Annotated in this window: 11 protein-coding genes and 1 other RNA gene; 3 read left to right on the plus strand and 9 right to left on the minus strand. The window is 57.3% G+C overall.

Features of this window, described 5'->3' with window-relative positions; all coding sequences use genetic code 11:
- Positions 1–31: 31 nt before the first annotated feature.
- The 3 genes from typA to B0G52_RS00985 form a co-directional block, all read right to left on the minus strand.
- Positions 32–1,873 (minus strand): translational GTPase TypA, encoded by a 1,842-nt coding sequence (gene typA / locus B0G52_RS00975; protein WP_094041641.1) that lies wholly within the window; start codon positions 1,871–1,873, stop codon positions 32–34.
- 228 nt (positions 1,874–2,101) lie between these two features.
- A complete protein-coding gene (locus B0G52_RS00980; protein WP_094041642.1) occupies positions 2,102–2,584 on the minus strand; it encodes a hypothetical protein in 483 nt (160 codons plus the stop codon).
- Positions 2,585–2,838: 254 nt separating this feature from the next.
- Positions 2,839–3,513 (minus strand): TerC family protein, encoded by a 675-nt coding sequence (locus B0G52_RS00985; RefSeq protein WP_233162236.1) that lies wholly within the window; start codon positions 3,511–3,513, stop codon positions 2,839–2,841.
- A gap of 121 nt (positions 3,514–3,634) precedes the next feature.
- Here B0G52_RS00985 and B0G52_RS00990 point away from each other — a divergent pair, with 121 nt between their 5' ends.
- Positions 3,635–4,384 carry a TerC family protein gene (locus B0G52_RS00990; RefSeq protein WP_198960569.1) on the plus strand — a complete coding sequence of 250 codons (750 nt, stop codon included), beginning with the start codon at positions 3,635–3,637 and terminating at the stop codon, positions 4,382–4,384.
- 22 nt (positions 4,385–4,406) lie between these two features.
- On the opposite strand, the gene thiI is transcribed toward B0G52_RS00990, so the two are convergent.
- The 5 genes from thiI to B0G52_RS01015 form a co-directional block, all read right to left on the minus strand.
- Positions 4,407–5,636: a tRNA uracil 4-sulfurtransferase ThiI gene (gene thiI / locus B0G52_RS00995; protein ID WP_094041643.1), complete on the minus strand. Its 1,230-nt coding sequence runs from the start codon at positions 5,634–5,636 to the stop codon at positions 4,407–4,409.
- A complete protein-coding gene (locus tag B0G52_RS01000) occupies positions 5,633–6,808 on the minus strand; it encodes a cysteine desulfurase family protein (RefSeq protein ID WP_094041644.1) in 1,176 nt (391 codons plus the stop codon). Before B0G52_RS01000 ends, thiI begins: the two co-directional genes overlap by 4 nt.
- A 118-nt stretch (positions 6,809–6,926) precedes the next feature.
- The gene (locus B0G52_RS01005) at positions 6,927–7,613 is read right to left on the minus strand and encodes a lytic transglycosylase domain-containing protein (protein WP_233162239.1); all 687 of its coding nucleotides are present in this window, start codon (positions 7,611–7,613) and stop codon (positions 6,927–6,929) included.
- Positions 7,614–7,725: 112 nt separating this feature from the next.
- Positions 7,726–7,932, minus strand: coding sequence for a DUF1540 domain-containing protein (locus tag B0G52_RS01010; RefSeq protein ID WP_094041645.1), 207 nt, complete (start codon positions 7,930–7,932; stop codon positions 7,726–7,728).
- 82 nt (positions 7,933–8,014) lie between these two features.
- A complete protein-coding gene (locus tag B0G52_RS01015) occupies positions 8,015–8,515 on the minus strand; it encodes a YpuI family protein (protein WP_094041646.1) in 501 nt (166 codons plus the stop codon).
- 225 nt (positions 8,516–8,740) lie between these two features.
- Here B0G52_RS01015 and B0G52_RS01020 point away from each other — a divergent pair, with 225 nt between their 5' ends.
- Entirely contained in the window at positions 8,741–10,633 is a 1,893-nt protein-coding gene (locus B0G52_RS01020) for a S8 family peptidase (protein WP_094041647.1), read from the plus strand.
- 452 nt (positions 10,634–11,085) lie between these two features.
- On the opposite strand, the gene rnpB is transcribed toward B0G52_RS01020, so the two are convergent.
- Positions 11,086–11,498, minus strand: an RNA gene (gene rnpB, locus B0G52_RS01025) — RNase P RNA component class A.
- A 367-nt stretch (positions 11,499–11,865) separates the two neighbouring features.
- Here rnpB and B0G52_RS01030 point away from each other — a divergent pair.
- Complete coding sequence (locus B0G52_RS01030) at positions 11,866–12,156, plus strand: transposase (RefSeq protein ID WP_094041648.1); 291 nt, start codon at positions 11,866–11,868, stop codon at positions 12,154–12,156.
- Positions 12,157–12,166 lie beyond the last annotated feature (10 nt).

Raw genomic sequence — 12,166 nt, forward strand, 5'->3', positions numbered from 1 at the left:
GGAAAATCCCCCTTTCGTTCGCTAACGACGCTTATACGCCAGCCTCGGCCATGCGGCGATGCTTCTCGGCTCTGTCCCGCTCGCTCTTGTTCAGCAGCTTCTTGCGGAGACGGATGCTCTTCGGCGTAATCTCGCACAGCTCGTCGTCGTTCAAATATTCCAGCGCCTCTTCGAGAGACATGAGGCGAGGAGACTTCAGCTTGACCGTCTCTTCTTTGTTGGCCGTACGAATGTTGTTGAGCGCCTTCTCTTTGCAGATGTTGACGATAATATCGTTATCGCGCGTATGCTCGCCGACGATCATGCCTTCGTATACGTCTTGGCCCGGCTCCAGGAACAGAATGCCGCGGTCTTCGACGGACAGCATGCCGTACATCGTCGACTTGCCCGTCTCGCTCGCGATCAGCACGCCCTGGTGTCTGCCGCCGACTTGGCCGCCGACCATCGGTCCGTAGCTGTCGAACGCATGGTTCATGACGCCGTATCCGCGGGTAAGCGTCAGGAAGTTCGTCCGGTAGCCGATCAGTCCGCGCGCGGGAATGAGGAACTCCAGGCGCACTTGGCCCGTGCCGTTGTTGATCATGTTGACCATTTCCGCCTTGCGCGTTCCGAGGCTCTCCATAACCGCGCCCATGCTCTCTTCCGGCACGTCGATCAGCAGACGCTCGATCGGCTCGCTCTTCACGCCGTCGATCACCTTCAGAATAACTTCCGGCTTGGACACTTGCAGCTCGAATCCTTCGCGGCGCATGTTCTCGATCAGAATGCCGAGATGCAGCTCGCCGCGTCCGCTGACGATAAATGCGTCAGGGCTGTCCGTCTCTTCGACTCTCAAGCTGACGTCCGTCTCGATCTCCTTGAACAGACGTTCGCGAAGCTTGCGGGAAGTGACCCATTTGCCTTCGCGTCCGACGAACGGGCTGTTGTTGACGAGGAAAGTCATCTGCAGCGTAGGCTCGTCGATAGCGAGCACGGGCAGAGCTTCCGGGTTGCTCGGATCGGCGATCGTCTCGCCGATGTTGATCTCCTTCAGCCCGGCGATGGCCACGATGTCGCCTGCGGCCGCCTCTTCCACTTCGATCCGCTTCAGACCCTGGAAGCCGAACAGCTTCTCGATGCGGGACTGCTTAACCGTTCCCTCGCGATCGATGACCGCCACGACTTGGCCTTGGCGAATTTGACCGCGATTGACGCGGCCGATGGCGATACGTCCCAAATATTCGTTGTAATCCAACAGCGTGACGAGAAATTGCAGAGGTTCTTCCGGGTTTTCTTTCGGCGACGGAATGTGCTCCAGAATCATTTCGTAGAGCGGCTCCATCGTCTCTTGCAGATCGTCCGGCGTGTTGCCGGCGATGCCGTTCAGGCCCGACGCGTACACGACCGGGAAGTCCAACTGCTCGTCGGAAGCTTCCAGCTCGATGAACAGCTCAAGCACTTCGTCGACGACTTCCGCGGGACGCGCAGCCGGACGGTCGATCTTGTTCAGGACGACGACAGGGGTCAGCCCTTGCTGAAGCGCTTTGCGCAGCACGAACTTCGTCTGCGGCATGCAGCCTTCGAAAGCGTCGACGACAAGCAGCACGCCGTCGACCATCTTCATGATCCGTTCAACTTCGCCTCCGAAGTCGGCGTGCCCCGGCGTATCGACGATGTTGATCAACGTATCCTTATAGTTGACGGCCGTGTTCTTGGCAAGGATCGTAATGCCGCGTTCGCGCTCCAGATCGTTGGAGTCCATGGCGCGCTCCTGCAGCTGTTCGTTATCACGGAAAGTTCCGGATTGACGCAGCAGTTGGTCTACCAGCGTCGTCTTGCCATGATCGACGTGGGCGATAATGGCGATGTTGCGAATTTTGTCTCTTGAATGCATAATTCCACTCCTTGTTGTTGTCTCTGTTTGCTCTCCGATAACCCGACGGCGTATCGCCCAGGCTCTCCCTGTACCCAAAAACAAAACGTCGACACGAGGCCGACGTTGATAACCTTTACCGGTACGATCGACACAGCGCAGCAGATGCTCGCTGGTCCTCATCCCTTATATTATACGCTACGTTCGCGGAAAAGCCAATCGATTTCTTGCAACGGCGTGTGATTTTTGTCACCACATTTTGGGACGGCGAACGACAAGCCATGCGCCCACGCCGATCAAGGCGATCGCGATCAAGTAAATCCCCCAGGTCCACAGCAGCGTCATAACGAAAAACAGCAGCGACAAACCTGCCAGTCCGATGGAAGCCATCCACAACTGCTTGGAACGGTCGTATCCAAAAATATAGTATTCGTACAGCCCTACGGCGATCGCGAACGGAAACAGCGGCCAAAGATACTTCAGCAGCCCCCATCCGAACCAGTTGCCGATCATTAACACGATCGAGACGACGGTAAGAATGCCCGCCGGGATCAAAGCGATCGACGGAACGATCCGGCCGAAATAGAGAACATGCAGCAGCACGCCCGGAATGAGCACGAACAACGGCCAGAATACGGCGCCGATGAACGCGAATACACCCAATTTACCTAGCAAGATGATTAATCCAACAGCCACGACTCCGATTCCGACTGCTGCGGACTGTCTGTTCACGATGGCTCCCCCACTTCATTCTCTGCAGCTCACGTTTCGGTGACGAAAGGTGACGGCTTTTTCTATTAGTTTAATGGAAGTCGGGGGAAAAAACTAGCTCATGAAAGCAAAATTTTCCCTAACGTACATGTTCGAAAAGTCCGGTATTCCGCACCGAAAAGGTTGGAATAAAGCGCAAAGTTTGGGAATAAACCCTGCAGCCAGGGCGTATAGGCATAGCAGATATTGACGCTGAGCGGGTTTGCATACGCGCGCTAGCCCGCATGCGGGGCTCTTCTCCGCATGAACAGCGCGACGACGAGCAGCGCGGCGACGGCCATGAGCGGAATCAGTTTATCCGAATCGGCGGGAAGCAGGTGGAGGTACGGCTTCCATCCCGGATCTCCCATCGCCATCTCCGCGGCGGTGTAGCCGAGCAGTCCGCCTCCCAAATAAACCAAGCCCGGCAGTTTGTCCAGCATGCGCATAATAAACGAGCTCCCCCAAATAATAATCGGGATACTCATCACGATGCCGATGATCAGCAGCGCCGTATCTCCGTCCGCGACCGCGGCAACGGCCAATACGTTGTCCAGACTCATGACGAAATCGGCCACGACGATCGTCCACACCGCGCCGGCGAGCGTGCTTGCCGCCTGCGTATGCGACGATTTGTCTTTATTGTCCATCAGCAGCTGATAAGCGATCGCGATCAGCAGCACCGCGCCGACCGTCCGCAGAAACGGAACGTTGAGCAGCGCGATCGCGCCGAGCGTCAGCACGCACCGAAGGAAGATCGCCGCCGCGGCTCCCCACCAGACGGCCCGCCTTCTCTGCTCGGGCGGCAGCCTGCGTCCGGCCATGGCGATGACGATCGCGTTATCGCCGCTCAGCAGCAAGTTGATCATCACGATTTCCAGAAATACGAGCACGGATTCCATCATACCCATCCGGCACACCCCCTCGTACCAGATTTATGTACAAGCCGAGGGGGATATGAATTGTAATTTTTTTGAATCGATGCCGCCGGTGCGCCGTATAACTGCTTGAAACGCAAGGGAGGAATCCATCATGGACATTTTTGGATGGGATGTGCTGAGCCTTGAGTTCTGGTCTCTCCTGCTGACGATCGTCTTCATCGATCTGCTGCTTGCGGGGGACAACGCCATCGTCATCGGGTTGGCGGCCAGAAGCCTGCCGAAGGATAAGCAGAAGATGGCCGTCATCTGGGGAACGTTCGGAGCCGTGTTGATTCGCATCATTGCCACCTTGCTCGTCGTAAGCTTGCTCAAAATTCCTTATCTTCTCGCCGTAGGCGGCGTACTGCTGCTATGGATCGCTTACAAGCTGCTCGTGCAGGAAAACTCGCACGAAGACGTCAAAGCCGGAGCGACGCTGTGGGCGGCGGTGCGCACGATCGTCATCGCGGACGCGGCGATGGGGCTGGACAACGTCATCGCCGTCGCCGGGGCGGCGCACGGAGATTATTTCCTCGTCGTGCTCGGGCTCCTGATCAGCATTCCGATCGTCGTATGGGGCAGCACTTTGTTTATTAGGCTGATCGGCAGATTTCCTTGGATTATCTATTTGGGTTCCGGCGTCCTTGCTTACACGGCCGCCAAAATGATTACGCACGAAGGCGAGTTCGCGGCATTCTTCGACCGCAATCCCGCCCTGTACTGGGTATTCGTCGTCGCGCTCGTCGTGGCGATTCTGCTCGCCGGCCTGTGGACGAACTCCGTCAAAGCCCGCAGGTCCGCGCGAAGCGAGAGCAAGAGCGGCCCTATGTTCGCAGCCAAAAAAAGCCGGGAATCGCATTAGCGCGATTCTCGGCTTGTTTCTGTCAGAACCAGGCGTCCTCTTGCCGTTCGCGGTCGGAAGCTTCGACATCCGCCCCGCCGTCCTTCAGCACGACGACTTCCGTGCCCTGGACGGCTTCGTCGATCAGCCGCTCAAGCTCGGCGCCCATTATCGCCTCGGCTCTCTCGACGATGTTCAAATTCGGATTGATTGCCGGGGATTTCGGCACAAACAGCGTGCAGCAGTCTTCGTAAGGCAGAATTGACGTATCGTACGTGCCGATCCGCTCCGCGCAGTCGATAATATCCTGCTTGTCCATCATGACGAGCGGCCTAAGCAGCGGCAGCGAACCGGCCCGGCCGATCACGTTCATGCTGCCGAGCGTCTGGCTCGCCACCTGCCCGAGGCTGTCTCCGGTCACGACAGCCAGAGCGTCGTTCTGCTCCGCCAGCCGCTCGGCGATCCGCAGCATGCTTCTACGCATCAGCGTAATGATCAGACTGTCGTGGCCGGACTGCGCCAGCTTCGTCTGCACTTCGGTGAACGGCACGAGATGCAGCTTGATTTTCCCTCCGTAATACGCCAATCTTCTCGCCAGCGCCACGACCTTGTCCTTCGCCTGCTCGCTCGTGAATGGGTAGCTATGGAAGTGGACCGCCTCTATCTTGAGCCCTTTGCGCATCGCCATCCATCCGGCCACAGGGCTGTCGATTCCTCCGGACAGCAGCAGCATCGCCTTGCCGTTCATGCCGAGCGGGAAACCGCCCGCCCCCTTGACGACTTCGCAGTAAATATAAGCCAAGTCCTTCTGGATGTCGACCTTCAACTCGACGTCGGGACGACGGACATCGACTTTCAAATCCGGCGTGTTGCGCAGGACATGGGACCCGACCAAGTGATTCATTTCGATGGAATTGTGGGGGTACTGCTTCCAGCCGCGGTTGACCGACACTTTGAACGTCTTCGGAGGGACGCTCAAGTTGCGGATCAATTGGAGCGAATTTTCCCGAATCTGCTCGAGCTCCAGCTCCGAGCCGATGACCGGGCTGAAGCTCATAATGCCGAAAATATCCTTCAGCCGCTCCGCGACCCGATCGTAGCTCTCTCCGTTCAGGCGGATATAGACTCTCGCGTAACTTCTGACGAATTCGAGCTTCTCGAACGGCTTTAATGCCATTCGGATCTGCGTCAGCAGCATCGTCTCGAAACGATTGCGGTTGCGCCCTTTAATGACGATCTCCCCAAATCGGACCAGCACCAGTTCGTAGTTCATTTTCCCGTCCTCTCCAGCGGCTTCAACCCGGCCACGACCGATCGCAGCTTGGCGCCAAGTACTTCGATATCCCGCATCCCGTGTTCATCTCCGAAGCTGATCCTTATGCTTCCCGACGATCGGTCCGCATTATGTCCCATTGCCATCAGTACGCGGCTAGGCTTCAAGCTCTTGGAAGAGCAAGCCGACTGGGTAGAGACGTAGATCCCTTCTCGTTCAAGCATATGGATGATCACTTCCGGCCGCATTCCGGGATAAGACAGGTTTACGACGTGCGGTGCGGTCTCCATGGCCTCGTCGACGGCGGATACCCCGTTCACGAGCAGCTCGGGAATGTCCGCGACGAGCTCCAGCAGCCTTTTTCTGAGCGCGTACATCGTTTCTCGCCTTGCGTCCATTTTTTCCATCGAGAGCCTTAAGGCCTGGGACATCGCGACGATGGCCGGGACGTTAAGCGTTCCCGAGCGCATGCCGTTCTCCTGACTGCCTCCGCTCAGCAAAGGCGCGAGTTCGATACCTTCCTTGGCGAGCAGGAAGCCGATCCCCTTGGGGCCGCCGAACTTGTGCGCCGATCCCGTATATAAGTCGATCCCCGAGCCGCTCCAGCGGAAAGGCACCTTGCCGATCGCCTGCACTCCGTCCACGTGGAACCGGACATGCGGATGCTTGCGGACGATGCGGGCGATTTCTTCGATCGGCTGGATCGCGCCCGTCTCGTTATTTACGTGCATGACGCTGACGATGGCCGTCTCCTTCCGGATCGCTGCGGCGACATCCTTAGGATCGACCTTGCCGGCGGAATCGACCGGAAGCACCGTCAATTCGATCGCGCCTTCGGCTTCCAGCTGCTTCGCGCATTCGTATACGGAAGCGTGCTCGACCGAGGATACGATTGCGTGCTTGGCCGATCTGGCCGTTTTGCCGAGCAGCCCCTTGATCGCCAAGTTGTTGCTCTCCGTTCCTCCGGACGTAAACAGCACTTCCTCAGGTTTGGCTCCCATTCTTTCGGCGACGCTGGCCCGGGCCCGATCGACCAGCTTCATCGCGTCCACGCCCGATTTATGAAGCGAAGACGGATTGGCGTAATGCAGCTTCATCAGCTCGCTCATCGTATCGATGACCGTCTGCGGCATCGGCGAAGACGCGCAGTGGTCGTAATAATAAGTGTTCATTGGCGTTCTCCATTCGAAAAGTTAAAAAGACGGGCAGCGGCCGCAGCCGTCCCGTCTTAATCCGTAAAGCCGACGTTGCCGTTCCGGATTGTCCCCAGTCCGGCCAAGTTAGGGTAGGTTAGACGCTCCACTGGACGGTCGCGTTCAGCACTTTGCGGATGTAGCCTTGGGTTTCCTCCGGCAGCAAATGCAGATTCGCCTCGACGTCCCGGTCATTCTCCAGACCCAACCGGTCTACGCGTCCCGGTCCCGCGTTATAAGCGGCCAGCGCCGTCGCGACGTTGCCGTCGTATTTGCGCAGCAGGTAAGACAGGAATCGCGTTCCTCCGTCGATATTTTGCGCCGGGTTGAAGGAATCGGCTACTCCGAGTCCTCTCGCCGTATCGTCCATCAATTGCATAAGCCCTTTGGCTCCGGCCGAGGAGACGGCATTCGGATTAAAGGAAGATTCGGATTGAATGACGCCTTTGATCAGTGCGGGGCTTACGCCGTACTTCTGTCCCGCGGCGACGATCAGATCGTCGAACGCCGAGGACGAGCCGCCGATGCCGGCCAACGCTCCTCCCAAGTACGCCGGATAGGCGGACAAGCTTCCGGATGCATCCAGCCGTTGCAGCGACAGCGCCTCCGAAGCGTTGGAGCCGAGCGAATCCGCCGTATATTGGTTGAGCAGCATATCGAATACGCCGGCGCTTTGCTCCGATGCGCCTTGAGCGATCTTGCCGCCGCCGAGCGGATTCGATTCCGTTATCCATTGGGTAAGCAGCATTTGCTTGAGCAGGCGAGGATCCGTCGTTATGTTCAAGTCGATTGGCTCCCGGTCGTCAGTTTTTGTAATCGAATGATTTCATTGTACAACAATCCCGGAAGCACGACCAGTCCCGACCGAGGGTCGCAAGCGCTACTCAAGACCTATTTTACGACTTCGGCTTAAACGTCAGGCAGCAGGTGACGGACGAATCCGCCGCTTTGTCGCGATGATCCTCGAATTCCTCGGCGAACTCTTCATTCCAACGCAGGTCGGAGTGCGCGTCCACCTCGATCTTGATTTCGCTGGCTCCGCAGGCGTTGCCTTCCTTCCAGAACGAACAGTTGCTTACGCTGCAAGCTACGCCTTTCGGCATAAATGATCACCCCCCTGACCTAGTGTTCTCCCGCTAAAGCGGGGTATACCGGTCAGGGGGGCGGAGGTTGCAGGCAGAATTGTTATTTGGATTGTCCTTGCATCCGGCGATGCGTCAAATAATCGCTTTCGTAATAGGACAGATCGTCGCGAAGCTCCTCGTAAACCCGGGAGATCGACAGAATGATGTCGCGCGCAGCGCGAACCGGCTTCATCCGGAAGCGGATGGCGTCTTGTCCCGTATAGGCGTAACGTCCATCCTCGGAGTAGCATTCGTTTTTCGGATAGAAGAACGAATTGACGCCGTTATGGTACACCTCGTACAGCGCTCGTTCGGCCAAGTCGTTGTCCAGATTGGGTCTTCTCAGCACGGCTCCGAGCTTCTCGTAGGCCACTTCGGAGAAGACGAGCAAGTGGCGCAAATCCGACAGCAGGCCGGAATAGAAAGCGACGCTGTCCGGATCGTCGTTCTGGACGAGCTGTTCAAGCGCGTGATTGTTCAAAAAGTGCTCGATCGGATCGATGGCCGCCTTTAGTTTCTCCCGGCTGGATTCGGCAAGCGCCTTAAGATTGGTGGATGGCATGGATAGATCCCCTTTCCATTTGTGCGAAAAGCATATCGTTATGGGAGCAGTTGGGTATCAAGCTAAATAGTCCCGCTTGTCGGTTGCGAAACTTTCATTATCGTACCATAAATCGTTAGCGAACGGTACTGGCAAGGACAAAAAGTGCCGTATATTTTTGTCTTTGTCCCTTCATCCTAACAAGATAATCGGCTCCGCTTCAGGAGCTTGAAGGAGAGGTGCGCCATGCGCCGTTACGCTTGGGCCGGCATCGCGCTGGGAATCGCCGCCGTTCTGCTCGCCATCCCGCTGCTGCCGTCCTCCACACATCGTGAAAATCGTGAATCCGCGCCGCTTCCGGGCGCGCAAACGCCCTCGCACGCCAAGGCCGAAGCTTCCTATAAACTGCAAACGGTGAAAAACGACATGGCAGCGACCGAACGGCTGTCGCGAGTCCAGGTGGCACGGGATATCCGCGCGTTCCTGGAGAAGCGTCGCCAAAGCTCGCCGTCGGGCGATGATCTGCGCGCCCTTCTGCACGCCCATCCCGAGGTCGTATACGCCGAATGGGCCGACCGCGGGGGCAAGAAGAGCGCAGGCACGCTGACGCCGGACACCCTGACCCGGGCTTTGCCTTATTTGGCCCGTGCGCGATCGGCCGCCCGCAAAAATGCCAGCTTCTCCACTCCGGTCTTCTCCGCAGGCGGCAAAAGCTATTTCGCGACGGCCGAGCGCATCGGCAATGCCGACGGACGCAGCGTCGTTGCGCTCGTCTCCGCGGAAGTCATCCAAGCGGTCGAGCGGCACCAGCGTCGCAATCTCCGCCTTATCCCGTACCCTCAGGAAGGCCGCTACCGAATCGAATCGGTCGTTCCCGGCACGAACGCGGAGACGACGGTGCGCAGCGGTGAAGACAACGGCAACGCCAGTCACTACTCCGTGGACGAGGTCGTCGTCAAATTCCGCAAGCCGCTGACGGAGAAGCAGTTGCTGCAGCTGCGCAAGGAGCTCAACCTGACCGTCGTCAAGCAGACGAGAAGCATCTATGTATTCCGCTCCAAGAAGCATAACACCGGCGAATTAAAAGCTTACTTCAAGCGCGAATGGAATCCCGTATTCGTCGAGCCGCATTATTTGTACTTGACCAACGGCGCTTCTCCGCGAGGAATGGGCTTGGACGCCGCGGCCGATGACGGCGAAGAAACGCTGGTTCCCAACGATACGCTGTATTCGGAATATCAATGGAACCTGCCCGAAATCATGACGGAGACCGGCTGGAAGGTCACCAAGGGCAGTCCGGACATCGTCGTCGCGGTGCTGGACACCGGCGTCCAGTCCGATCATCCCGACTTGAAGGGCCGTCTTGTTAAAGGCGTCAACATCGTCGATCCGTCAGCCGATCCAGAAGACGACGTCGGACACGGCACGCACGTAGCCGGCATTATCGCGGCTGAAGTCAATAATAACGAAGGCGTCGCCGGCATGACCTGGTATACGAAGATCATGCCGGTCAAAGTGCTCGACGACACGGGCGCAGGCTCTACTTATTCCGTCGCCGAAGGAATCATATGGGCGACGGACAACGGCGCGCACGTCATCAACATGAGCCTGGGCAACTATGCGCAGGCGGAGTTCCTTCACGATGCGATCAAGTATGCCCACGACAACGGCGTCGTGCTCGTTGCCGCCAGCGGCAACGACAATACGGAACGTCCGGGCTTTCCGGCGGCTTATCCCGAAGTGCTCGCCGTAGCGGCGACCGATCCCGACGAGAGCCGGGCCGAATATTCCAACTACGGCGATTACATCGACGTCGCGGCCCCCGGCACCTCCATTCCGAGCACGTATCCCGGAAGCCGCTACGCCGCTCTGTCGGGCACATCGATGGCTTGCCCGCACGTCGCCGCGCTCGTCTCGCTCGTCCGCGCGGCCAACCCCGGGCTGGACAACGAACAGGTGATGGATTTAATCCGCAATACGGCCAAAGATTTGGGTGTAACGGGCAGGGACGCCGAATTCGGCTTCGGCCAGATCGACGTCATGGCCGCCCTTCAATCTGCCCAAGGCTCCGAATCGTCGCTGCAACTGTTCCCTTCGCGAACGCGAGACAAACTGGAGCGCATGAGCGGGTTAAAGTGAGCATGCTTCCGTGGGTGTTGTCCGTTGGATCTCCGTAAATGGGCAGACTTTAAGCACGCGCGGCGGCACTATTGGCGGGATTCCGTAAACGGGTGGACTTTAAGCACGCGCGGCGGCACTATTGGCGGGATTCCGTAAACGGGTGGACTTTAAGCACGTGCGGCGGTACTATTAGCGGGATCTCCGTAAATGGGCGGACTTTAAGCACGCGCGGCGGCACTATTGGCGGGAGCTCTGTAGATGGGCGGACTTTAAGCACGTGCGGCGGTACTATTGGCGGGAGCTCTGTAGATGGGCGGACTTTAAGCACGCGCGGCGGTACTATTGGCGGGATTCCTGTAGATGGGTGGACTTTAAGCACGTGCGACGGTACTATCGGCGAAATCCACAGAAAAAAGGAGATGCGGGGCTGCGAAAGCCCTGTATCTCCTTTTGCTGTGAATTGGCTATAGCCGGAAAGCTTGTCGTAAGCCGGGTTCTGTACTTCTCGTGGTCAGAACGGATCGCGCCAAGGCGATCCTCCCACGGTTGAAGCGACAATCATCTTTCTAGGCCGCACATTGCTGTACGGCTCAAGCGACCAACCCGAACGCACCCCGGGCTAGGGCTGAAGCTCGAAGCTTCGGCGTTCTCCTCGGTCTTGCTCCAGATGGGGTTTACCAGGGACAAAGTCACCAGTGTCCCTCGTGGTCTCTTACACCACGGTTCCATCCTTGCCTGATCTGCCTAAGCAGCCATCGGCGGTCCATTTCTGTGGCACTATCCTTCAGCTCGCGCTGACTGGACGTTATCCAGCATCCTGCCCTGTGGAGCCCGGACTTTCCTCTCGCGGCGCGAAGCCGCCAGCGATTGTCTGTCAAACTTTCCGGTGTGTAACCTATAGTATATCGCCATTCCGCCGCCTTGGCAACGGAAATGAATGGAGAATGTGATTGCTGCCAGTACCTTAGTTTCAATCGATTCCGAGAAACGTCAGAGAAAACACACTAGCTGCCCAACCTCGCACCTCTTGTGGACCTTTATTCATTATCCTCGAAATGACTCATCCTGCTTACACCAAACTCCGACATTACTTTAGACACAAATTCATTAAACTTTTTGACCTCAGGAAAAAAAGAACCTACATACTCCCTGTCATGAAAAATTTCCGGACTGGAGTGCTACGATAAAGATGCAGTCGAAAAATACCCTCGTATGAAATAAAATGAAAACTAACGAGGGGACGGGAGATAATGAAACGGTACGACAAGGCATTCAAAGAAGAAGCAGTCAGATTAAGCGATGAGATTGGACTGCAAAAGGCTGCCGAGCAGTTAGGCGTAGCCTATTACACCCTGCAAGGATGGAGAAAGCAACGAACCCTGCATGGCGACGGCGCGCATATCGGGAGCGGACGGGCCTATGCATCCGCCGATAAGACGGCGCGGGAAATCGAACTGGAGAGAGAAAACAGTGAGCTGCGCCGCGCGAATGAAGTTCTCAAGGACGCACTCGGTTTTTTCGCAAAAGACCGGAAGCGGTAAAAGCATGCAA

Origin of the sequence: Cohnella sp. SGD-V74 (genome assembly GCF_003001675.1) — a bacterium.
GTDB lineage: Bacteria > Bacillota > Bacilli > Paenibacillales > Paenibacillaceae > Cohnella.